This is a genomic window from Streptomyces sp. NPDC034099 (genome assembly GCF_055575415.1).
The window spans coordinates 138,291-159,847 of the sequence record NZ_JBVISR010000005.1 but is presented as its reverse complement, the minus strand read 5'-3'; the positions used below and the strand labels follow the sequence as shown (position 1 = coordinate 159,847).

Annotated in this window: 16 protein-coding genes and 6 pseudogenes; 9 read left to right on the top strand and 13 right to left on the bottom strand. The window is 68.6% G+C overall.

Annotated features, from left to right (window positions below; translation table 11 throughout):
* Nucleotides 1-230: 230 nt before the first annotated feature.
* Entirely contained in the window at nucleotides 231-1,067 is an 837-nt protein-coding gene (locus tag ACZ56V_RS16485; RefSeq protein WP_468942902.1) for an alpha/beta fold hydrolase, read from the bottom strand.
* 131 nt (nucleotides 1,068-1,198) lie between these two features.
* On the opposite strand from ACZ56V_RS16485, the pseudogene ACZ56V_RS16480 reads away from it, so the two are divergent.
* Together ACZ56V_RS16480 and ACZ56V_RS16475 are read left to right on the top strand one after the other, a co-directional pair.
* Nucleotides 1,199-1,565 (top strand): annotated as a pseudogene (locus ACZ56V_RS16480) (transposase family protein); the annotation flags it as partial.
* A 57-nt stretch (nucleotides 1,566-1,622) separates the two neighbouring features.
* Nucleotides 1,623-3,308, top strand: coding sequence for a ribonuclease J (locus ACZ56V_RS16475; protein WP_468943488.1), 1,686 nt, complete (start codon nucleotides 1,623-1,625; stop codon nucleotides 3,306-3,308).
* A 286-nt stretch (nucleotides 3,309-3,594) separates the two neighbouring features.
* Here the strand turns inward: ACZ56V_RS16475 and ACZ56V_RS16470 are convergent, their stop codons facing one another.
* Nucleotides 3,595-4,713, bottom strand: coding sequence for a fatty acid desaturase family protein (locus ACZ56V_RS16470; protein ID WP_468942900.1), 1,119 nt, complete (start codon nucleotides 4,711-4,713; stop codon nucleotides 3,595-3,597).
* 7 nt (nucleotides 4,714-4,720) lie between these two features.
* Complete coding sequence (locus ACZ56V_RS16465; protein WP_398910318.1) at nucleotides 4,721-5,776, bottom strand: ferredoxin reductase; 1,056 nt, start codon at nucleotides 5,774-5,776, stop codon at nucleotides 4,721-4,723.
* Between the two features lie 87 nt (nucleotides 5,777-5,863).
* On the opposite strand from ACZ56V_RS16465, the gene ACZ56V_RS16460 reads away from it, so the two are divergent.
* The 3 genes and pseudogenes from ACZ56V_RS16460 (at nucleotide 5,864) to ACZ56V_RS16450 (ending at nucleotide 8,301) form a co-directional block, all read left to right on the top strand.
* Nucleotides 5,864-7,003, top strand: coding sequence for a PucR family transcriptional regulator (locus ACZ56V_RS16460; RefSeq protein ID WP_398910316.1), 1,140 nt, complete (start codon nucleotides 5,864-5,866; stop codon nucleotides 7,001-7,003).
* Nucleotides 7,004-7,180: 177 nt separating this feature from the next.
* The gene (locus ACZ56V_RS16455; RefSeq protein ID WP_468942896.1) at nucleotides 7,181-7,504 is read left to right on the top strand and encodes a hypothetical protein; all 324 of its coding nucleotides are present in this window, start codon (nucleotides 7,181-7,183) and stop codon (nucleotides 7,502-7,504) included.
* Nucleotides 7,505-7,531: 27 nt separating this feature from the next.
* Nucleotides 7,532-8,301, top strand: a pseudogene (locus ACZ56V_RS16450) (transposase).
* A 54-nt stretch (nucleotides 8,302-8,355) separates the two neighbouring features.
* On the opposite strand, the gene ACZ56V_RS16445 reads toward ACZ56V_RS16450, so the two are convergent.
* From ACZ56V_RS16445 to ACZ56V_RS16425, 5 genes and pseudogenes are all read right to left on the bottom strand, one after another.
* The gene (locus ACZ56V_RS16445) at nucleotides 8,356-8,913 is read right to left on the bottom strand and encodes a hypothetical protein (protein WP_468942893.1); all 558 of its coding nucleotides are present in this window, start codon (nucleotides 8,911-8,913) and stop codon (nucleotides 8,356-8,358) included.
* 154 nt (nucleotides 8,914-9,067) lie between these two features.
* A pseudogene (locus ACZ56V_RS16440) lies at nucleotides 9,068-9,460 on the bottom strand (helicase-related protein); the annotation flags it as partial.
* Between the two features lie 411 nt (nucleotides 9,461-9,871).
* Complete coding sequence (locus ACZ56V_RS16435) at nucleotides 9,872-11,185, bottom strand: replication-associated recombination protein A (protein WP_468942891.1); 1,314 nt, start codon at nucleotides 11,183-11,185, stop codon at nucleotides 9,872-9,874.
* Between the two features lie 100 nt (nucleotides 11,186-11,285).
* A complete protein-coding gene (locus tag ACZ56V_RS16430; RefSeq protein WP_468942889.1) occupies nucleotides 11,286-11,654 on the bottom strand; it encodes an MmcQ/YjbR family DNA-binding protein in 369 nt (122 codons plus the stop codon).
* The gene (locus ACZ56V_RS16425) at nucleotides 11,651-12,046 is read right to left on the bottom strand and encodes an MmcQ/YjbR family DNA-binding protein (RefSeq protein ID WP_398910311.1); all 396 of its coding nucleotides are present in this window, start codon (nucleotides 12,044-12,046) and stop codon (nucleotides 11,651-11,653) included. Before ACZ56V_RS16425 ends, ACZ56V_RS16430 begins: the two co-directional genes overlap by 4 nt.
* Before the next feature lie 88 nt (nucleotides 12,047-12,134).
* Between ACZ56V_RS16425 and ACZ56V_RS16420 the strand changes: the two genes are divergently transcribed.
* The gene (locus ACZ56V_RS16420) at nucleotides 12,135-13,073 is read left to right on the top strand and encodes a helix-turn-helix domain-containing protein (protein WP_468942886.1); all 939 of its coding nucleotides are present in this window, start codon (nucleotides 12,135-12,137) and stop codon (nucleotides 13,071-13,073) included.
* A 54-nt stretch (nucleotides 13,074-13,127) separates the two neighbouring features.
* Here the strand turns inward: ACZ56V_RS16420 and ACZ56V_RS16415 are convergent, their stop codons facing one another.
* Nucleotides 13,128-14,120 (bottom strand): aldo/keto reductase, encoded by a 993-nt coding sequence (locus tag ACZ56V_RS16415; RefSeq protein ID WP_468942883.1) that lies wholly within the window; start codon nucleotides 14,118-14,120, stop codon nucleotides 13,128-13,130.
* A gap of 123 nt (nucleotides 14,121-14,243) precedes the next feature.
* On the opposite strand from ACZ56V_RS16415, the gene ACZ56V_RS16410 reads away from it, so the two are divergent.
* Nucleotides 14,244-14,861 (top strand): TetR/AcrR family transcriptional regulator, encoded by a 618-nt coding sequence (locus ACZ56V_RS16410; RefSeq protein WP_468942880.1) that lies wholly within the window; start codon nucleotides 14,244-14,246, stop codon nucleotides 14,859-14,861.
* An 82-nt stretch (nucleotides 14,862-14,943) separates the two neighbouring features.
* Here the strand turns inward: ACZ56V_RS16410 and ACZ56V_RS16405 are convergent, their stop codons facing one another.
* The 3 genes and pseudogenes from ACZ56V_RS16405 to ACZ56V_RS16395 all read right to left on the bottom strand — a co-directional run.
* Nucleotides 14,944-15,966 (bottom strand): alcohol dehydrogenase catalytic domain-containing protein, encoded by a 1,023-nt coding sequence (locus ACZ56V_RS16405; RefSeq protein ID WP_468942877.1) that lies wholly within the window; start codon nucleotides 15,964-15,966, stop codon nucleotides 14,944-14,946.
* Nucleotides 15,967-16,040: 74 nt separating this feature from the next.
* Entirely contained in the window at nucleotides 16,041-17,477 is a 1,437-nt protein-coding gene (locus tag ACZ56V_RS16400) for a carboxylesterase family protein (RefSeq protein WP_468942874.1), read from the bottom strand.
* A gap of 650 nt (nucleotides 17,478-18,127) precedes the next feature.
* Nucleotides 18,128-18,892: pseudogene (locus ACZ56V_RS16395) on the bottom strand (integrase); the annotation flags it as partial.
* On the opposite strand from ACZ56V_RS16395, the pseudogene ACZ56V_RS16390 reads away from it, so the two are divergent.
* Together ACZ56V_RS16390 and ACZ56V_RS16385 are read left to right on the top strand one after the other, a co-directional pair.
* A pseudogene (locus tag ACZ56V_RS16390) lies at nucleotides 18,782-19,123 on the top strand (SDR family oxidoreductase); the annotation flags it as partial. The pseudogenes ACZ56V_RS16395 and ACZ56V_RS16390 sit on opposite strands and share 111 nt — an antisense overlap.
* A 258-nt stretch (nucleotides 19,124-19,381) precedes the next feature.
* A pseudogene (locus ACZ56V_RS16385) lies at nucleotides 19,382-19,832 on the top strand (transposase); the annotation flags it as partial.
* A gap of 593 nt (nucleotides 19,833-20,425) precedes the next feature.
* On the opposite strand, the gene ACZ56V_RS16380 reads toward ACZ56V_RS16385, so the two are convergent.
* The gene (locus ACZ56V_RS16380; protein WP_467383980.1) at nucleotides 20,426-21,442 is read right to left on the bottom strand and encodes an Lrp/AsnC family transcriptional regulator; all 1,017 of its coding nucleotides are present in this window, start codon (nucleotides 21,440-21,442) and stop codon (nucleotides 20,426-20,428) included.
* Nucleotides 21,443-21,557: the final 115 nt, after the last annotated feature.

Here is a 21,557-nt window from a genome sequence, read left to right as displayed (position 1 = left end):
CCACCGTGCCGTGCAATGGGCGAGCGCTTACGGAGCGATTGCAACTGTCCCAGCGTCAAAGGGTGCTCCTGCGCAGACGGACGGGCAAAGTCCCGGACCAACGGCGGTTCTAAAGGCTGTCCCGTAAGTTGTGGTCGTTCGGGGTTCGGCGGTCAGTTGGGGATGGGGCGTGCTCCGCTCCGAGTGCCAGGAGAGGTGCCAAGCGCCGCCGAACCGCTCGAACGACAAACTCATCCCTTGATGAACTCGATGATCTGCGGGGCGATTTTTCGCGGGGCCATGACGACGGCGCCATGGTTGAGTCCGGGCAGAGTGCGGTGGTCGGCCTGCGGCAGGATCTGGGTGACGGCGAGGGCGGCGCGCTGGAACGCGGCCGCACTCTTGCCACCGGTCAACACTCGGGTGGGTACGGCCACCCCTTTCCACTCCTCGGCATCGAGCGGCTTGCCTTGCTGGGTATCGCCCATGACCGCGATGTCATAGGGCAGAGTGCCGGCCAGCTTGGTGAGGTTTGCCCACATCTTCGGCATGAGCTTCATGAAGAACACGGCCAAGCCGGGCATGCCCTGCACCCTCGTCATGAAGTACTTGACCGCGTCACTGTGCCGGCCTTCCGCAAGCATCACGGTGATCTGCTGCGCGAGATCCTTGGGCGGCCCGTCGTCTCCTTCGGCGACCACGAACGGCGGCTCATACAGAGCCAGGCGGTCGACGTTGACTCCGGCCGCGGCCGCGCGCAGGGCGAGGACCGCTCCGGAGGACGAGCCGAACAGCGATGCCGAACCGCCGAGGTGTTCGACCAACGCGGCGATGTCTTCAATCTCGCGGTCAGGGGAGTAATCATGGGTGTCCCCGCTGGCGCCCCGTCCGCGCCGGTCGTAGTTGATGACGGTGAAGTGCTGGGCGAGGAGGGCCGCGAGTTTGGTCGTGTCCGAGCGGTCTGCCAATGCCGAGGCGACCAGGACGACGGCCGGCCCGCTGCCCGACTGCTCGAACGCGATCTCGGTGCCGTCTGCGGAGGCGACTCGGGCCTCGGCTCCGGCCGACTGCTCTCGCGCTGTTGCCATGTTTGTCTCTCCGGTTCACGTAGGGGCCGTACCGCTGTGGTGTGCGTTGCTGCCAATAGGACGCCCGCAGTGCAGGAAACTCATCGGCGCGCCAGGCGTGCGGTGCCGAAGCCAACTGGGGTGATCCAGTTGTGACTGGTGTGATTACGGCATCGCAGCCGTCCTGGACAGCCCCGTTCACCGGGCTGAGCCTGCGTTCCTTCGGGAAGCTGGTGACGGTTCTGCGGCGCGAGGGTGCGGACGCCGTCGGTAGAGGGCGGCCGTGGAGCCTGTCTCTGGAGGACCGGACGCTGCTGGTCGCGGCTTATTGGCGAACGAAACTTGACGCTGCGGCAGCTCGCCCTGCTCTTCGGTGTGTCGAAGTCAGCCGTGGACCGGATCATCGGCCATCTCGGGCCGATGATCGCGCTCTGGCCCCGCAGGTCTTTCGACAAGGGCACCGTACTGATCGTGGACGGGACGCTCGTGCCCACCCGAGACCACACCATCGCGCCCCGACTCTGTCAGGAGGAGGTAATGGATCATCCTGTCCCGCTCTCCGGGTACCGTCAGGGTATGAGTCATCCACACCCCGAACTGAAAACCGCCCCTCCCCTTCCCGAAGGAGGGCTGCGGGTTATCGCCCTGGGCGGCCTGGGTGAGATCGGCCGCAACATGACCGTGTTCGAGCACGCGGGCAAGCTGCTCATCGTCGACTGCGGGGTGCTGTTCCCCGAGGAGACCCAGCCCGGCGTGGACGTGATCCTGCCGGACTTCACCTCGATCCGGGACCGGCTGGACGACATCGTGGCGGTGGTCCTCACCCACGGTCATGAGGACCACATCGGCGGCGTGCCGTACCTGCTGCGCGAGCGGAGGGACATCCCGGTCGTCGGCTCCAAGCTGACGCTGGCGTTCCTGGAGGCCAAGCTCAAGGAGCACGGCATCCGGCCGCGCTCGGTGCGGGTGCGGGAGGGAGACCGGCGTGGCTTCGGGCCCTTCGACTGCGAGTTCGTGGCGGTCAACCACTCCATCCCGGACAGCCTCGCGGTCGCGATCCGGACCCGGGCCGGGATGGTGCTGCACACCGGCGACTTCAAGATGGACCAGTTCCCTCTCGACGACCGCATCACCGATCTACGTGCCTTCGCCCGCCTCGGAGAGGAGGGTGTGGACCTGTTCCTCACCGACTCCACCAACGCCGAAGTACCCGGCTTCACCACTTCCGAGCGGGAGTTGAACCCGGCGATCGAGCAGGTGATGCGCACCGCGCCGCGCCGGGTCATCGTCTCCAGTTTCGCCAGCCATGTGCACCGCATCCAGCAGGTCCTGGACGCCGCCCACCAGCACGGCCGCAAGGTCGCCTTCGTCGGCCGGTCGATGGTCCGCAACATGGGCATCGCCCGGGACCTGGGCTATCTGAAGGTCCCCTCCGGTCTGGTCGTGAGCACGAAGGAGCTGGAGAAGCTCCCGGATCACAAGATCGCTCTGGTGTGCACCGGCTCCCAGGGTGAACCGATGGCCGCGCTGTCGCGGATGGCCAACCGGGACCACTTGATCCGCATCGGCAAGGACGACACCGTCCTGCTCGCCAGCTCCCTCATCCCCGGCAACGAGAACGCCATCTACCGGGTGATCAACGGACTCACCCGGTGGGGTGCCCACGTGGTCCACAAGGGCAACGCCAAGGTGCACGTCTCCGGGCATGCCAGCGCCGGCGAACTCGTCTACTGCTACAACATCGTCAAGCCCCGCAATGTCATGCCCGTGCATGGCGAATGGCGCCACCTGCGGGCCAACGGCGACCTCGCCATCCGCACCGGTGTGGACCCCGACCGGGTGGTCATCGCCGAGGACGGCGTCGTCGTCGACCTGGTCGACGGGCGGGCGTCCGTCAGTGGCAAGGTTCCCGCAGGCAACGTCTACGTGGACGGCATGGAGGTCGGCGGTGCCACCGAGGCGTCCCTCAAGGACCGTCTCACCCTCGCCGCCGAAGGCGTGGTCACGGTGGTGGCGATCGTCGACGCGGACACCGGCGCCCTCGCCGAGGCCCCCGACTTCCTGGCCCGGGGCTTCGTCCACGACGACGCCACCTTCGAGCCGGTCATCCCCGTCATCGAGAAGACGCTGGCCACCGCTGCCGAGGAAGGCGTCGGGGACGCGCGCCAGCTCGAACAGCTCGTGGCCCGCGCCGTGGCGAACTGGGCGTTCCGCACCCATCGCCGCAAGCCCCTCATCATCCCCGTCATCATCGACGCCTGAGCAACACCCGGGCAGGTGTCCGAGGCGGACGCCGATGTGCACGAGGTGAAACCCGGCGACGAGTCGGTCCGGATGTCCAGCCTCATCACCGGGCCCACCGGGTTGGCCCGGGCGGCCCGGTGACGAGCGCTGCGCCGGGCATCCCGCGGCTGACCTGCCGCAGATTCTCCTCCCGTCCACACACCTTGTGACGTCCGATGACGCATCACGTGGAGTGCGTGGCGATTCTGGAACCTGCGGACAAGGGCGCCTGACCTCGGGTTCGTGAGCCAGGCGCTTGCAACAATCAGGCGGCGACGAGCTCCAGCTCGCGGTCCGGCGTTCCGACCTCGGGCTTCTTGTTCGGCAGCGAGAGCCGGAAGACCTTGCGCCACGCGGAGAACACCTGCTTGGGCAGTGGCCCTGTGACGTACTCCAGCTCGTACTTCTCGAACAGGGCGCGCACCTTCACCGCGACCTCGGCGTACCGGTTGCTCGGCAGATCGGGGAACAGGTGGTGCTCGATCTGGTGCGACAGGTTGCCGGTCATGAAGTGCATGGCCTTGCTGCCGCTGATGTTCGCCGAGCCCATCATCTGGCGCAGGTACCACTGGCCGCGCGTCTCGTCCTTGATCGACCGGCGCTCGAAGACCTGTACGCCCTCCGGGAAGTGTCCGCACATGATCACCGAGTGGGACCAGATGTTGCGGACCAGGTTCGCGGTGAACGTGGCGGCGAGCGTGGGGAGGAACGACGGGCCCGACAGCAGCGGGTGGATCAGGTAGTCCTTGAGCACCTGCTTGCGGATCTTGCGGCCCACGGCCTTGGCCCGCGCGCGGAACTCCGGGTCCTTGCGGCGGCGCTTGTTCAGGTTCTTGCCGAGCTCCAGGTCGTACGCTGCGATGCCGTACTCGAAGAAGCAGGCGTTGAGGAAGTTCCACAGCGGCTGGCCTAGGTGGAACGGGTGCCACGTCTGGTCCTCGTCGACGCGCATGATGCCGTAGCCGAGGTCGTTGTCCTTGCCGATCACGTTGGTGTACGTGTGGTGCTGCTCGTTGTGCGAGTGCTTCCACTGGTCGGCTGGCGAGACGTGGTCCCACTCCCAGGTGGTGGAGTGGATCTTCGGGTCCCGCATCCAGTCCCACTGGCCGTGCAGGATGTTGTGGCCGATCTCCATGTTGTCCATGATCTTCGCCACGGACAGACCGGCGGTGCCGATCAGCCACGCGGGCGGGAACATCGAGAACAGCAGCACGCCCCTGCTGACCAGCTCCAGCTTGCGCTGGGCGGCGATGACCTTCCGGATGTAGGCGGCGTCCTTTTCGCCTCGGCTGGCAATCACCTCGTCGCGGATCGCGTCCAGCTCGCGGCCCAGCTCCTCGATCTGCTCCGCAGTCAGGTGGGCGGTGGGGTCGATAGCGGTCAAGGTTCTCCTACCGTTCGATGTCGCAGGGGCCCGCGGCGGCGGACACGCAGGTCTGGATGAGGACGCCTGGCTCGGCCTCGGTGATCTCGCCGGTGCGTAGGTCGCGGACGGCGCCCGCCTTGAGCGGCGTGACGCAGCCGAAGCAGATGCCCATGCGGCACCCGGAGGGCATGAGCACGCCCGCCTCTTCGCCGATGTCGAGCAACGGCGTGGCGCCGTCCGCGTCGACGGTCTTGCCGGTGGCGCTGAAGGTGACCTCGCCGCCATCTCCGGCGACGACGATGCTGGGGCGGAACCGCTCGGTGTGTAGACGGTCCTGGAGGCCGTGTGTGCTCCAGTGCTCTTCGGCGGCGTCGAGCAGGCCCGCGGGCCCGCAGGCCCAGGTCTCGCGCTCGGCCCAGTCGGGCACGAGTTCGTCGAGACGGGCGATGTCGAGCATGCCGTCCCTGGCGGTGTGCACCTCGGTGAGCCGCAGCTTCTTGTCCGCGACCAGGTTGTGCAGTTCGTTGCGGAAGATCACGTCTTGCGGCTGTGGCGCGCAGTGGACCATGACGACGTCGTCGGGCTCGGTGTCGCGCAGCATGCCCATCACGGGTGTGATGCCGCTGCCGGCCGTCAGGTAGAGCACCTTGGCGGGCTTGGCCTGCGGCAGCACGAAGTCGCCGGTCGCCTGGTCGAGCTCGATCAGCGTGCCCGGTTTCGCCCTGCGGACCAGGTGGTTGCTGACCTTGCCGTCCGGGATAGCCTTCACGGTGATCGTGAGGCGGCCGTCCTGGCGGTTCGTCGGCGAGGTGATGGAGTAGGCACGCCACAGGCGCACCCCGTCGACATCGACCCCGATCCGCACGTACTGACCGGCTGTGTGGCCGCGCCAGCCCCGTCCCGGCCTGATCACGATGGTCGCGGCGTCACCCGTCTCGGGGTGCACGGCCTCGATGCGACCACGCAGGTCTGCGCCCGCACGCAGTGGGCTGACCAGGTCGAGGTAGTCCGACGGCAGCAGCGGCGTTGTGACCATCTCCAGCAATTTCCACGCCCTGCTGCGAAGGGCTGCACTCGTCATGGCTCCAGCTTGCTGCGCCTCAGGGCGTAAAGTCCTGACCGCAGGACGTGAATCTGGTGGGTGGAATTGTTCGCAGGGAACAAAGACGTGAGCCATGCAATCCGGAGGGCCAGCAAACTGGCCCTGGATGAGACGACGGTCACCGCACTGCGGGCCGCGCTGAAGACCACCGCCGACGAGGTCGTCCAGGCGATCATCGACGAAGTCCCCTCCTACGCCAACGCCCTGTCGGGCCATATGGGCGCCACCATCCGCCGGGCCGTCCGCACCGCCCTGGGGCACTACCTGGACCTCGCGAGCGGGAACGCCACAGGCGGCGACGCCGGCGATGCAGCCTACGAGCTGGGCCGCGGCGAGGTGCGCGACGGCCGTTCGATGGACGCCCTGCTCAGCGCCTACCGCGTCGGCGCGCGCGTGGCCTGGCGACGCCTGGCCGCAGGCGCCGTGTCCGCAGGTCTGCCCGCCGCCGAGGTCGCCAAGTTCGCCGAGCTGACCTTCGCCTACATCGACGAGCTCTCCGCCGCGAGCGCTGCGGGCCACGCCGACGAACTGGCCGCCCGGGGCAGGGCCCACGAGCGCCACCTGGAACACCTGGCCCGCGATCTCCTCGCCGGCGCGAGCCCGGACGTGCTGCTGGCCTCTGCTCAACGGGCCGGATGGCAGCCTCCGGATTCGCTGACGGCGGTCCTGCTGCCCGCCGCCCAGGCCCGGCCTGCCTATCGCGCGCTCGACCCGAGCACCCTCGTCCTCGACGATCTGCCGGACGCCACCGGTGTGCTGCTCGTCCCCGATGCCGACCGATCACATCTCTTGCGGCAGCTGACCGACCATACGGCCGTGGTCGGCCCGGCCCGCCCATGGACCCGTGCGTCCGCTTCGTACGGACGAGCCGTACGCGCCCGCTCCCTCTCCTCTGATATCCGCGACACCGAGGACCACCTGCCCGAGCTGGTGCTGACCGCCGATGTGGACGCGTTCGCAGACCTGCGTGCCCGAGCCCTCGCCCCGCTCAGGACCTTGCCTGTCACGACCGCACGGCGGCTGGAGGAAACGTTGCGGGCGTGGCTGCTGCACCAGGGCAGGCGGGACGAGGTGGCGGCGGCGTTGTTCGTCCATCCCCAGACCGTCCGGTACCGGATGTCGCAGCTGCGGGAGCTGTTTCCGGATCTCGCATCGCCACACCGGGTCCTTGAACTGACGCTGGCGCTCGGTCTTCGGGCCAGTTGACACGTACTTCGACCGTCCACGAACTCCTGGCGGGTTCCGGCATCGTGCTCGTGGCCACCGCTGATGCTGCACGCGTGACGGACCCGGACTTGGTCGTACGTGCCGGACGTCTGCGGTGAGAGGGCACAACAGTCCGCACGCGGTGGCTGGGGGAGCGCGGCTCTGGGGAGGGGCATCGTGAAGTGCAGAAAGCGAACGCCGGAAATGGTCGGCGACTTCATTTGCGGGAACCTCGGTGCGGCTGATCCTCAAGGTGACGCCGAGCCTGCTTACTTCCCGTACCGCTCGAGCATGTACATCACCGAGTTCTTTGCGGAACTCGACATGGACTGGGAGCACGACGGTTCGAGGCGGCACCGCTGGGTTGCGAGGGTGCTGGAACAATTGTTGGCGGCGCCGCACGAGGGGGCTGCGCACCCGCCCGAGCCCTTCTGCAGGTGGATCGACCGCTTGATGAACCCGGCGGATGCCCTCAACGAGGGGTTAAGGGCTGTCCCGTAACCGCTGGTCGAGTGCCATGATCTCGCCGTGTCTGGTGTGATCACGGCGTCAGAGCCGTCTTGGATAACCCCGTTCACCGGACTGAGCCCACAGCAGTTCGCCAAGTTGGTCACCGCGCTACGGCGCGAACGTGTGGCCACGGCCTGCAAGGGCAGGCCGTGGAGCCTGCCGCTGCAGGACCGGGTTCTGCTGGCCACCTCGTACTGGCGGACGAACCTGACGCTGCGGCAGCTCGTACCGCTCTTCGGAGGCCCAAGTCTGCTGCCGCCCGGATCATCGATCATCTCGGGCCATTACTTGCCCTTCGACAACGCAAGCGGTTCCGCAAGGAGACCGTGCTGATCGTGGACGGCACCCTGATCCCCACCCGCGATCACACGGTCGCCGAGCGGTCAAAGAACTATCGGTACTCCACCAACCACCAGGTCGTCATCGACGCCGACACCCGTCTCGTCGTCGCCGTGGGCAAACCAGTCCCCGGCAACCGCAACGACTGCAAGGCGTGGGAGCTGTCCGGTGCCGCGGCCGCCGTCGGCCGCACCACGGTGATAGCCGACGGCGGCTACCGAGGCATCGGCCTGATCATCCCGCACCGACGCGAACCAGGTCAGGACGACCTCCCGGCCTGGAGAGAGGACCACAACGCCTCCCACCGCAAAGTCCGCGCGCGGACCGAGCACACCTTCGCCCGCATGAAGACCTGGAAGGTCTTGCGCGACTGCCGCCTCAAAGACGCCGGCGTCCACCACGCCGTGCTCGGGATCGCTCGCCTGCACAACCTCACTCTCGCTGGGTGACTGGCAGGAAACAGCCAGGACACCCAGTACGACCGAGACCCAGGAGCAGGTTGGCTACGACTGCTCTCTCAGTCGCGTCCAGGTATGAGTGTCCAGGCTGTCATGGGGGCCCATGCGGGAGAGTTCGGCGCCGTTATGTCCCCGGGCCACGATGACGGGACGGGCTCCACGGCTGCTCTGAGGCGACGCCCAGACAGCAACGAGACTGCGCTGCTCGGGAACCTCGATACGGCGGGCGCCGATAAGGACCTGCCCCACGTCCTGCCCGAGCCGTACTTTGACGCAACTGATCCATGGGGCCGCGGCGAGGGAGTGCGGAGGGTCAAGGCTGCGGGTGAGGCTGAGCACGCCCCCGCCATTGCACACGTCGAGCACCTCAACGTCGACAGGATCGTTTCCGGAGCCGCTGCTGCCCCCGACGTACCGCCACTGCCTGCCGAACCACTCCAGGAACGCAATGCGCTCACGCGTCCGCGATGACTTCGGACGCCGCAGGATCCAGATCGCCCCGACACCGGCAGTGTCGTCGACATCCGTCGACACCACGGTCAGCACGCGCCGCGACACCCACCACGGCTGCGGCTCATCTCCCGCCAGCGCCCGCTTCACCATGCCCCGCAGGAAACTTTCCCACCGGGGTCCCGCCCACACGGTCTCTCCCCATGCCCGCATGCGCCTGCGATACCCGGCGCGCGAGGGCATCAAGCGCGATGCTGCTGAGGCAACACCTCACTACCTCCAACCAAAAGATCTTTACGGACAGAACTTAGGCGGCCGCACCGGCCGTGGACTGGAGCGCGCCGCGGCGGGTCGCTGAGGCGGGGCGGCGTCGGCCGCGTGAGGTGGCACCGCGCTTCTTGGACCGTTCGGCCACCGGGGCGGTGATGACGACCGGGATACCGGTCGGGGCCTGGGCTCCGGTGATCCGGCTGAGGGATTCGTCGCCCGAGCTGACCTGGGTGGTCTGCGGCATGATCCCGGCGTCCGACATGAGGCGGACCATGCCGCGACGCTGGCTCGGTGTGACGAGCGTGACGACGCTGCCGGACTCACCGGCGCGGGCCGTGCGCCCGCCCCGGTGGAGGTAGTCCTTGTGGTCGGTCGGCGGGTCGACGTTGACGACGAGGTCGAGGTTGTCGACGTGGATGCCACGGGCCGCTGCTTTGTTGAAATCTCAGCCCCCGGGCGCAAATACTGACCCATCGCGCGACGCCATATTTTGGGTGCCGCGCTTGCTTGATCCAGCCCCCGCACCACGCCCTCGAATCTGGCTCTGTCAGCGTCGATCCCAGATCGGTCCCTGACGGCTCGCTTCTTCCCGCAGCGAGCCGTCACCAAGGCCAGTGCGCACTGCCTGCATGCGGATGGGGCGCGGCCAGCGCAGGAACGACAGGGTCGTGTCCTTCGACAGCGAAGTTGGTCGCGCGCAGCGCGCTGACCTGCGTCGACTGGATTGGATGTCAACACGGCGGGCGATAGCGTGGAACATCGTGTCGGAGGGGGACGCTGGGTGCGGATTGTGCGCGACATCTGCCGTGTGCACATTCTGTGCGCTGCCCACGCGTCCGCGTCAGCCGCTGCGTCGGCGAGCGCGGAGGGCGGCCCAGTGGCGTAGCCGTTCGCTGATCTGGGCTTCGTAGCCGTTGCGTGTGGGCTGGTAATAGGTCTCGCGGTCCATGTCGTCGGGGAAGTAGTCGGCGCCGGAGAAGCCGCCGGTGGTGTCGGGGTCGTACTGGTAATCCTTGCCGTAGCCGAGGTCCTTCATCAGCCGGGTCGGGGCGTTGATGATGTGGGCGGGCGGCATGAGCGAGCCGGTTCGGCGGGCGGATCGGTGGGCCGCGTTGAAGCCGCGGTAGACGGCGATGGACTTGGGGGCCGTGGCGAGGTACAGAACGGCCTGGGCGATCGCCAACTCGCCCTCGGGGGAGCCGAGTCGCTCGTACACGTCCCAAGCGGCGAGGACCTGCTGGATGGCGTACGGGTCGGCGATGCCGATGTCTTCGTTCGCGAAGCGGACCAGGCGGCGGGCCACGAACAGGGGGTCCTCGCCGCCGTCGAGCATGCGGGCGAGCCAGTACAGGGCCGCGTCCGGGTCGGAGCCACGCATCGACTTGTGGAGCGCGGAGATCAGGTTGTAGTGGCTCTCCCGCGCCTTGTCGTATAGCGGGGCGCGCTGCTGGATGTGGTGGGCGAGGGCGGCGGTGTCCAGGGGGGTGCCGGGGTTCGGGAGGGCTTGGAGCTGTTCGGCCATGTTGAGGAGGTAGCGGCCGTCGCCGTCGGCCATGGTGATCAGGGCGCGGCGGGCGTCGTCGTCCAGGGGCAGCCGGTGGCCGGTGAGGCCCTCGGCACGGTCGAGGAGTGTGGACAGGGCGGCTTCGTCGAGGCGTTTGAGGACGAGGACCTGGGTGCGGGAGAGGAGGGCGCCGTTGAGTTCGAAGCTCGGGTTCTCCGTGGTGGCGCCGATCAGGGTGATCGTGCCGTCCTCGACGTAGGGCAGGAAGCTGTCCTGCTGGGCGCGGTTGAAGCGGTGGATCTCGTCGACGAACAGCAGGGTGCCCTGGCCGATGGCGCGCCGGCTGCGGGCGGCGGCGAAGACCTTGCGCAGGTCGGCCACGCCGGAGAAGGTGGCCGACACCGGTTCGAAGGCCAGGTTGCTGCCGTCCGCGAGCAGGCGGGCGATGGTCGTCTTCCCGACGCCGGGCGGACCCCACAGGATGGCGGAGCCGAGGCGGTGCTGAGCGACCATGCGACCCAGCGGGGCGTCCGGGGCCAGGAGGTGGTCCTGCCCGACGACCTCATCCAGCTGGGTGGGGCGTAGGCGGTCGGCGAGGGGCCGGGCGGGCTCCTCGTCGAAGAGCGGCAGGGTCGCTTCGGTCGGTTCCATTGGTCTCTCGGATCGCAGGCAAAGGTGTGCGGGCGTGGCGAGCCTTGCACGGGGCACTGACAGACGTGGGCTCAGCCGCTCGTGGGCGCGCTGGTGGTGCTCATCGGTTACGGGGGCGGTCGCGCCTGGGCAGCCGCTCGACGACCAGGTCGTAGGAATCCTCGACCGCGTCGGTGACCAGCCGCTCGGTGATGCCGGGGCCCGGCCCGAGCGAGATCCAGTGGTGTTTGTCGAGGTAGCGGCCCGGTGTGATCGAGGCATGACCGTGCACGCGCGCGCGGGCGTGTTCGGGTTCGCACTTGACCGTGATGATCTGGTCGTCCGGGTCGTCGGTGACGATCAGGAACACCTTGCTCGCGACCTTGTACACCTCGAGTGCGGGGGTGAAGGGGCGGCCGTGGGTGACGCCGGACAGGGCGAGCGCCGCCCGGCGGGCGGTGTCCTGGAGCCGGTCGCCGGCCGCGCTCACCGGGCCGCCCGCGCGCTGGTGCCGTAGGTGTGCGGGTCGACGGGCTGCTCGGCCTTGGGCAGGTGAGCGACGACGAGCCGGTAGGAGTCGGTGACGAGCTCCTCGACCAGCTTCTTGTTGACGTCGTCCCCGCCTTCCAGGGTGATCCAGTGCTTCTTGTTCATGTGGTAGCCGGGGGTGATGTGGCTGTACTGCTCCCGCAGGGCGTGGGCCTCGCCGGGGTCCGCCTTGAGGATCACGACGGGGCGCCCCGGGACCTCTGTCATCAGCATGAACACCTTCCCGCGCACCTTGAAGACCTCCCAGTCGTCGCCGAAGGGATGTTCCAGCTGGGCTCCGGGAAGCTCCTCGGCGCAGTCGGCGGCGGTCTTGTGCAGGGTCGTTCCGTTCATGGGGCGTTGCCTTCCTCACGAGGTGGTCCCGGCGGCATACGCCATTCTTCCTTTCAAGCTGACAAATAGGGCAGTAGACTGCGGACACGTGATGGTCGACAAGCGACACCTCACCGCGAGCGGAACCGCGGCCGGACCGGCCGAGGTTCGGCTGTACGGTTTCCAGCCCCCGGTCGGTACTCCCTACGGCCTCGAGGTGAGCACCGTCGAGGACTTCTTCGCCCACCACGACGACTGGCCGTGGAACCCGCCCCGTCCGGGCCGCGCCACCTTCCACTACCTCATCGCCGTCACCGAGGGTGAGCTGTGGCACGACGTCGACCACGTCACGCGGACCGTCGCCCCCGGCCAGTGGCTGTGGGTGCGTCCCGGACACGCACAGTGCTGGCATCTGCCCGGCGCGGCCCGCGGCCCGTTCATCCTGTTCGAACCTGACGTACTGCGGCCCGACCTCGCCCGTCTCCTGGCCCCGCTCACCGCGCACGGGGCACCTGCCGTGCTCAGCCCGCACCCCGACGACACCGCCTGGCTCCAGCAGACGGCACTCCAACTCCTGGACGAACACCGCGCACTGGGGTGCCGCCCCCTCGACATCCACCACGCCCTGCGGCGCAGCCTGCTCGAATCACTGCTGCTGCGCCTGGCCAACTCCCCGGGCATCGCCCCCACCGGGACAGTCGCGGCCGGCGCGGGCCGCGCCGACAGATACCGACACTTCCTGGACGCCTTGGAGCTGCACTTTCGCGAGCTGCACCAAGCCGCGGACTACGCCGAGTTGCTCGGCTGCTCGGTCCGCACCCTCAGCCGTGCCGCCCAGGATGCCGCCGGCAAGGGAGTACGTGAACTCATCGACGAGCGGCGCCTCCTGGAGGCCCGGCGCCTGCTGGGAAGCGCCGGTTGGGACGCCCGGGCCGTGGCCGTACACCTCGGCTTCACCGACCCCGCGAACTTCGGCCGCTTCTTCCGCGACCGCACCGGCCTCACCCCGGCCGCCTTCGCGGCCCGCGCAGCCGGGACCGACGCGTGACGGAAACGCGGCGCAGGCCCCTTGCCCGTCAGGAGGAGATGGCTCCCGGCGCGGTCAGTCTGTGGTGAAGCTGGACAGTACCGCGGCCGGGAGGCGGCTGCCTGCCGAGCCGTGGGGAAGGATCTCGGCGATGCGGGCGAGATCGGCGGCCGAGAGCTGGACGTCGACGGCGCCGGCGTTCTCCTCGATGCGCTTGGTGCTGCGGGTGCCGGGAATGGGCGCGATGTCCTCACCCTGGACGAGCAGCCACGCCAGCGCGAGCTGGGCGGTGGTGATGCCCTTGGTGTCGGCCAGGTTCTTGAGCTGTTTGGTGGCGCGCACGTTGTACGTGTAGTTCTCGCCCTGCCAACGCTCGTCCCAGCTGCGCATGTCGTCCGCGGGGTACTCGCTGGCGGGCTTGACCTGGCCGGTGAGGAAGCCGCGGCCGAGCGGGGAGTAGGGCACCAGGCCGATGCCGAGTTCCCGCAGGACGGGAAGGACCTTCTCCTCGACCTCCCGCTCGAAGAGCGAGTACTCGTACTGGAGCACGGAGACCGGGGTGACGGCGTGGGCACGGCGGATGTACCGGGGGCCGACGTTGCTCAGGCCGAAGTACTTCACCTTGCCCTCGGCGATCAGTTCGCCGACCACGCCGGCGACCTCCTCGACCGGAACGGCGGGGTCGGAGATGTGCTGGTAGAAGAGATCGATGTGGTCGCTCTGCAGGTAGCGCAGGCTGTTCTCGGCGACCTTGCGGATGTTCTCCGGACGGCTGTTGAAGGCGGAGCCGATCGGCTCGGCGGTCAGGTCGAAGCCGAACTTGGTGGCGAGGACCACCTCGTCGCGGAAGCCCTTGACCGCCTCGCCGAGGAGGATCTCGTTGCTGCCGGTACCGGCGCCGTACAGCTCGGCGGTGTCGAAGAAGTCGATCCCGACTTCGTGGGCGCGGCGGATGGTGGCGATGCCCTCGTCGTCGTTCGAGGCGCCGTAAGCCATGGACATGCCCATGATCCCTAGGCCGAGCGCCGAGACGCGCAGACCCTGAGAGCCCAGATTGCGGTGCTGCATGAGTTCACTCCTCAGTGTTTCGCCGGCTTCACCTGCACAGGCCAAACCGAACTGTTCTGTTTGACTCTATGTGCCGATCGCCCGGATGCCAAACCGAACGGTTCGGTGTCTTATCCTCGGGTCATGTCCCAGTCCCGCGACTCAGGCCAGACCGCAGCGCCCGCCTCCGGCGGCGACACGCGCGAGCGCATCCTCACCGCTGCCATGGAGGAGTTCGCCCGCCACGGCATCGCCGGCGCCCGCGTGGACCGCATCGCCAAGCTCGCCAGGACCAGCAAGGAACGCGTCTACGCCTACTTCCGCGGCAAAGAAGCGCTCTATGCCGCCGTGGCTGCACGGGAGTACCTCGTCATCGCCGAGGCCACTCAGATGGACCCGTACGACCTGCCTGGCTACGCGGGCCGCCTGTTCGACTACTTCGTCGCCCGTCCGGACCACCACCGTCTGATCACCTGGGGCCGCCTCGAACTGCCGGGCACCGCAGCCGTTGCCGACGATCCCACCCAGGCAGTGATCGCCCGCAAAATCGACCAGCTTTGCCGGGTGCAGCAGACTGGACAGCTCGACCCCGCCTGGGACCCGGCCGACGTCCTCGCCCTGGTCAACCAGATCGCCACGACCTGGGCGGCACAACCCGAACTCAGCGAGGCCGCCGCCGCACACGCCGTGGACCCCACCACCGCCGCACGCCGCGCCGCGGTGGTGACAGCAGTCGAGCAGCTTTTCCCTCGAGCGCGCTGAGGCCCCGGACTGGCGGCCGCCCAGCGCGAACAATACGTGACGGCCCCGATCGCTCTTGCCGCTCAAGTCGAGGGATCCGGGCTCAGTCGTCCAGGACGACGACGTGCTTGCCCGGCATGGCGCCGGACTCGAGGTCGGCCTGGGCGTCACAGACCTGTTCCAGGCCGTGGTAGACCTTCGCGACCGGGACCTTGAGGCGTCCTGCGGCGATGGCCTGGAGCTGGTGGGCGAATGCGTCGGCCGGCAGGTCGGCGGCCTCGCCCGCATAGCTAGTCAGCCGCACCCCGCTGGGGATCATGAACGGGGTGAAGTCGGGGATCGTCCATTGCCCCGCCAGGGCTCCGGTGAAGCAGACGGTGCCGTGGCGGTGGGCGGTGCGGAGGGTGTCGGCGAGGGCCGAGCAGCCCACAAGTTCCAGTGCGGCGTCCACGCCGTCCGGCAGCAGCGCGCGCACCTGGTCGGCGAGGGTGCCGTCGTCGACAAGGGGATGGTCAACGTCCGCCGCCCGCAGTTCCCCGGCCCGGCCGGGGCTGCGGGTGGTGGACAGGACGGTGGCTCCGAGGTCCTTCGCGATGGTGGCCGCGCTCAGCCCGACCGTGGAGGTGCCGCCGCGGATCAGCAGCGTCTGCCCGGCGTTGAGATCCAGGCCGGTAGTCAGCGATCCGTAGGCGGTCTGGAACATCTCCGGCAGCGCACCGACGACCTCCCACGGCAGACTGGTCTCGAACGGGATGACCTGCCCGGCTGGGACGCTCACGTACTGGGCGTACGCGCCGTCGTACGAGCGGCCCATGTTGCCCATCATGGTCGCCACCTGCTGTCCCGGCCGCAGTCCGCTGTCCTCGTCGGTCTCGTCGACCACGCCGACGCCCTCGATGCCGGGAACGCGCGGGTAGGTGACCTCCGTGTCCGACTCGCCCTTGCGGGTGGTGATCTCGGACTCGTTGACGCCGAACGCCTTCACTCTGATCCGCACCCAGCCGGGCTTGCGTATGGGCACCGGCACGTCCTTGATCTCCAGTGCGTCGAGGCCGCCGGGCCGGGTGACGACGACGGCCCGCATCGTCGCCGGTGCGGCGTCGCCGGCTGCTGTCCCTTGGCTCATACCCCGCTCCTTTACCGTGTTCGTCCCCGAATGGCTCTGTGCTGTTCCGCATGTCCGTATTTGCCTGATGGCCGTCAGGGGCGGTCGATGCCCTCCCACAGGTCGAGGGCCGCCTGGTAGTGGGCGCTCGCCTCGAAGGGAGGGTTGCCGACCCTTTCCGAGGTCGGACGGTCCGTGACGGCGGGCCACAGACGGGACTGCTCGCCGGTTACGAAGTCGAGCAGGATGTCGCGGATACGCGTGTCACGCTCGTCCTGCTCGGCACGGCGGCCCGGCTTTTCCTGGCCGACCAGGGCGTACATCTCGGTGCCGTGCACGGCGGGCGCGCCCTCGGCGGGGCCGATCACCAGGAGATGGGCGTTGCCGCCCGCGGCGGCGTGGGCCAGGGCGCCGCGGGCGGCGGGGAGCGCGAAGAGGTAGTCCGCCATGAGCGCGGCGCGAACCTCGGCCGGGGTACGGCCGCCCTGGTCGTAGGCATGGACGATCTTCTTGGCGCGGGAGCGGGAGATGCGCCAGCCCGCGACCTCGTCGGTGACGCGGTCGAGCGTGTGCGGGTCGAACCGGTCGAGGTCGTTCGCCACCCACCAGCCCATGTCGTCGCTGGCCATGCTCAGCAGCACGTCGACACCGCGGTGCGCGCCCGAGGCGAGGACGTCCATGGGGTGGGCGTGCACCACCGCGCCGGGCTGTCCGATGTCCAGGACGACGCCGGTGGCCTGGTTGTCCACCCCGCCACGGACGCCGAGATCCGTCGGGACGACCTTGTTCAGGGCGGCCACCAGGGAGGCCGTGTCGAGGTCGATCAGCTTGTCGGGGTTGTCTGCGACCCCGAGTTCCGTGACGAACCGGTGCGCGAGCTCCTCGGCCCACCAGGCCGGGATGGAGCGGGCGGGCCCGCCGGAGAACCCGGCCAGGCGTCGGTACAGGCCGTTGGCGGAGGAGGCACTGAGCAGCCCGAAGGTGGTGTAGGCGCCGCCGCTGTGGCCGTAGACGGTGACGTTGTCGGGATCGCCGCCGAAGTGGGCGATGTTCCGCTGGATCCAGGTGAGCGCGGCGATGGCGTCCTGCAGGAAGAGGTTGCTGGCCTCGGCGAGCCGCCCGCCGTACTGCGAGAGTGAGAGCGCGCCCAGGGCGCCGAGCCGGTAGTTGATCGACACGCCCACCACGCGCCCCGTCGCGGCGAGGCCGGCGGCGTTCGAGGTGATCTGCGTGTTCGCGCCGTACTCGAATCCGCCGCCGTGGATGTACACGGCCACCGGCAGCGCCTCCCTGGCCGGCTGCTCGGGAGCCCACACGTTCAGGTTCAGGCAGTCCTCGCCCATCCCGCTGTCCGCTTCGAGCCAGTCACCGCTGTCGGGCTGGACGGAGACGACGCCCTTGCGGTCATACGGGAGGTCCGGATCGAACTCCGCGACCACGGGGCGGCGGTACCGCTCGGCGGTGGCATACGGGATCCCCCACCAGGACCGTACCCCTGGTGCAGTCGGAGCCTTGGGTGTGGCGGCGGCCATGACATGTCCTTCCGGCGCGGTTCGGGTGATGTGGGAGGGTGCGTCGGCGGCTGATTGCTCGCCGTGGCGCCCTCCCATCCTTCCCCGGGATCCGGCAAATCGCCCGGCGGAAAGCGGTCACGTGATGGTCGCCAGGTGACACCTTGGCGCTCCTCTTCTTCGTCATCCACGCCCCCTCCGTCCCTGCCGCCCCGGACGCCACTCCGCTGCCCCTCCGCCGGTGGCCCTTCCGAGTCGCCGGACCACGCCTGCGCGCTTGCCTCCCCGGAGCGTCGCCGCCCCGTGCAAACTCGGTGGCGTCGCTGTCTACGACGGCCGTGACCTATGCATGCGGCTCTGGCATGGGGCCTCGTACTTCACCGCTGTCAGGGAAAGGCAGTTGGGGCCGCTGTATGCGCCTCTGGGTTCCCTACGCGTGCTGACGCTGTTCGGGATCGTGTGTATCGGATGTAGTGGCGGATGCTGTCGTATGTGACCAAGTAGTCGTGGTGGTCCATGAGTTCGGTCCAGATCTGCCTTCCGTTGAGCTCTCTGCCGATCATGCCCTCGACCAGGTCGGCGAGTTCCCCTGTGATGGGTTCGGTCAGCGGACTCATCTCTGCGGTGGTCAGGCGTGGGACCTCCAGGGCGAAGCGGATGTCCGAGCAGCGGTCATCCAGCAGGTCCTGCAGCTCGGGCAAGGACCACAACGGCCCGTCTCCCACACGCCGGCCACGGCGCTCCACCGAGCGGCCGGTGTACCCCGCGACGAACTGCGCGAACAGCGTCGCCACCGATCCCAGCGTCTTCTCGATCACGCCCTTCTCGAAGGGCGACGCCTTGTGCGTCGGCTGCAGCGAGACGCCCAAGAAGCGGCAGGAGGTACGGAAGTTGTGTGAGATGAACACTTTGCCGTGATCGCAGACGATCGTCTCTGGAACGATCACTGGCCGCGCCGCCGCCTGCTCCAGCCGCTCGTCCAGGGTCAGCAGCCGCTGGTGCGGCAGGATCGACCGGGACATCCGCAGCGCCTGTGGCCAGCCCGGCCGCATCGTCTCCGGTGTGATGCTGCGGGCCAGGAGGGCGGAGGCGTCGGCCGCCTTCGTCGTCGGACGCAGCACTGCCGCCGTGATCGACCTGGACGCGATGTCGACCAGCGCGGTCAACTCGACCTTCTCCGCGATGCCGTCATCCAGCCGTACCAAGACGTCCAACGGAGTTGAGTCGATCTGCATCAGCTCGCCCGGCGCGATAGCCGGGACCTCCCCGAACGGACCGGCCGGACGCGCCTGCAACGAGCGGCGTGTCCTCGCCGAACCGGTCGCGTGTGTGCCGACCGCCAACTTGTCGAACAGCCCATAAAGCGTGCGCTCCGTAGGCAGTTCGATGCCGTCGGCATCCTCGCGGGACTCCAGGATCTCCTTCGTCCGCCAGATGGTGAAACGGACCGTCCTCGATCAGGGGCCCTCGCACGGCACGGACACCTCGACGCGGTCGTTGCCAACGCCGGCATCGGCGTGCACGCTCCGCTCGGCGCGATCACAGAAGAGCAGTTCGACCTGACCTTCGGTGTGAACGCGAAGGGCGTCCAGTTCACCGTCCAAGCGGCGATCCCGCTCTTGCCGACCGGCGGCACGATCGTCATCATCGGCTCGACCGCGTCCATCCAGCACCCAGCCGGAATGGGCCTGTACGGCGGCGCCAAGGCCGCGGTGCGCGCCTTCAGTGCGCGTGACGGGCGGGTGTCCATGCGCCCCTCAAGCTCATCTCATTGTCCTTTTATCGCGTATCCGGGGCGCACAGTACCGGCGCAGGTTGTAGTCCTTTGGGCGGCAGCCTTCAGGACGTCCCGGGGAGAGAGGCTACGTTGCCGCCAGCCTGGTGCAGAGCTTCGCGCAGGGCGGCGTTCTCCGCTACGAAGGAGGCAGTTGACGGGACCGAATCCGACCGACCGCGACAAGAAAGGATCGAAATCCACCTCATCGTCGACCGCCGCCGTCTCCCTCTGTCGATCGGCATCTCCACCGCCGGCCTCCACGACAGCCAGGCCCTCATCCCGCGCGCCCGAGGCATCCCGCCCGTCCGCTCCCGCCGCGGCCCGCGACACCGACGGTCCGGCAAGCTGACGGTGACAAGGGGTACGACTACCGCCATCCCCGGCGATGGCTCTCTTACCGCGGCATCCGGCACCGCCTCGCCCGCGAGGGCATCGAGTCATCCCGCCGCCTGGGCCCGCACCGCTTGGGGCGTCGAGCGGACCGTTTCCTGGCTGTCCGCCTGCCGACGCCTCCACCGCCGCTACGAACGCAAGCCGGAACACGTCCTCGCCCGCACCGCCATCGCGGCGACCTCATATGCCGCCGCAGGTCCACATCGATACCTGACCCGGGGCCAGGGCAGCGGAACAGGCCGTCTCTGCGAGTTCACCGGCGCCACGGGGCATCCCGATCCGCCGATGCCGAGAGAAGGGCCGCCCTGGGCAGCTGCAGGGTGTCAGCAGCACGCGCTGCCCGGCGCGGACGGTGGCGGCGATCAGACGGGGTCGGCTCACCGCACGTCCAGCAGCGATTTCCCGTGGGCCCGGCGCTGGTCGAGTTCGAGCAGCGCCTGCGATCCCTGATCGAGAGGGAAGCATCGCCCCAGCACGGGCGAGGAGAATGCGCAGTTGATCAGAGTCTGGTGGGCGGAGGCACCCGGTGACCGCACCCCACCCCGCCCCTCTCCTCGCCTGCGCGATGGTGAAGGGTCCTGCGAGGCGCGAGCGTCGATGATTCGCGTCAAAATCGGCACTCCACAGGCAAGCCGCGAGGCGCACGGGTACTTCCACAACTCGTCACTGCAGCCAGGGGCGATCGATCCGCCTTCACGAGGGAACGATCTTCCTGTTGGTGGGAATAGATCTTGGAACTCAGCGGGCGGCGTCGCAGCTCATACCCACTCGTGAACACCCCGAGCGCGGGTGCGAAAAGTCATGCTGCGGCCGGGAGGTAGGGGCCGGGGCCCTTCAGAGTGCGGTGGACGGGCGCGGTCGCCGTATGACGCAGACCCGGCAGGGCGGCCACCGACCCGGTGAGGTAGCGGTAGAACTCCTGCGCGCTCGTGACAGCCACGCTGGCGTACAGGTTGGCCGTGCCCGTCACGGCGGCGGCGAAAGAGACCTCAGGATGGGCGGCCAGCGCTCTGCCCGCCTCGGCGAGACGGGCCGGGTCGATCTCCAGCCACAGCGCCGCCCGGAAGTTCTGCTGGAGAACGTCCAGGTGGTACTCGACGTCGAAGTAGAGGACACCGGCCGCTCTGAGCTCGGTGACCCGTCGGCGCACCGTCGACTGCGAAAGCCCCGTCGCGGCAGCCAGTTCCCCCGGCGCCGCCCTGCCGTCGCGGGCCAGCAGATCGAGCAGATGCCGGTCGCAGTCGTCCAGCTTCACGGGCGCCGCGTCCATGGCCCGCTCCGGTACGGCCGGCGGCGTGAGCGCCGCGGCCTGAGCGGGCGTCAGCGGCCCACTCTTGTTGATCGTGCTGAGGTCCCTGCCGAAGAAGACGTGTAGCAGGCTGTGCGCCGAGACGTCCATCACCTGCGGTGTGCGCGGCAGCTTCTGCAGAAGCAGCGGCTCCCGCAGTCCGGGACCCCGGGTCCGTACCACACAGACTAGTTCGGTGCCGCCGGAGCTGAGGCTGACCCAGTTGGTGTCCGTGCGCCGTGCCAGCGCCTCCCCGATGGAGGCGGCCGCGTCGGGCGTGCACCGGATACGCACGATCCAGGAGGAGTCGCCGAGCCGCAGCGGATCGGTCAGGCCCAGGACCCGGAGCTTCCCTGCGGAGCGAAGCCGTGACCAGCGGCGCGCGGCGGTCTGGTCGGACACCCCCAGGACCTCTGCGATCTCCTTGAACGAGGCCCGTCCGTTGATCTGAAGGGCGTGCGCGAGTGCCGTCTCCTCGTCCGACAGCGCACGACCGGCATCATCAGGTGTGTCGAGATACGTCTTCATGACCTCCATTGTGTCGGATCTGCACAGTCGGGCACCTCTGACTCATTGGATCGTCCGAAAGGGTTCCACACTCCATGGAAGGGACGGCACCAGGGCGACGCGCTCACCGGTCGTC

Excerpts from the sequence above, each read along its gene's own strand:
- ACZ56V_RS16485 (WP_468942902.1), bottom strand. The coding sequence starts at position 1,067 with ATGGCAACAGCGCGAGAGCAGTCGGCCGGAGCCGAGGCCCGAGTCGCC.
- ACZ56V_RS16475 (WP_468943488.1), top strand. The coding sequence starts at position 1,623 with ATGAGTCATCCACACCCCGAACTGAAAACCGCCCCTCCCCTTCCCGAA.
- ACZ56V_RS16465 (WP_398910318.1), bottom strand. The coding sequence starts at position 5,776 with ATGACGAGTGCAGCCCTTCGCAGCAGGGCGTGGAAATTGCTGGAGATG.
- ACZ56V_RS16445 (WP_468942893.1), bottom strand. The coding sequence starts at position 8,913 with ATGGTGAAGCGGGCGCTGGCGGGAGATGAGCCGCAGCCGTGGTGGGTG.
- ACZ56V_RS16435 (WP_468942891.1), bottom strand. The coding sequence starts at position 11,185 with ATGGAACCGACCGAAGCGACCCTGCCGCTCTTCGACGAGGAGCCCGCC.
- ACZ56V_RS16425 (WP_398910311.1), bottom strand. The coding sequence starts at position 12,046 with ATGAACGGAACGACCCTGCACAAGACCGCCGCCGACTGCGCCGAGGAG.
- ACZ56V_RS16415 (WP_468942883.1), bottom strand. The coding sequence starts at position 14,120 with ATGCAGCACCGCAATCTGGGCTCTCAGGGTCTGCGCGTCTCGGCGCTC.
- ACZ56V_RS16410 (WP_468942880.1), top strand. The coding sequence starts at position 14,244 with ATGTCCCAGTCCCGCGACTCAGGCCAGACCGCAGCGCCCGCCTCCGGC.
- ACZ56V_RS16405 (WP_468942877.1), bottom strand. The coding sequence starts at position 15,966 with ATGAGCCAAGGGACAGCAGCCGGCGACGCCGCACCGGCGACGATGCGG.
- ACZ56V_RS16400 (WP_468942874.1), bottom strand. The coding sequence starts at position 17,477 with ATGGCCGCCGCCACACCCAAGGCTCCGACTGCACCAGGGGTACGGTCC.
- ACZ56V_RS16380 (WP_467383980.1), bottom strand. The coding sequence starts at position 21,442 with ATGAAGACGTATCTCGACACACCTGATGATGCCGGTCGTGCGCTGTCG.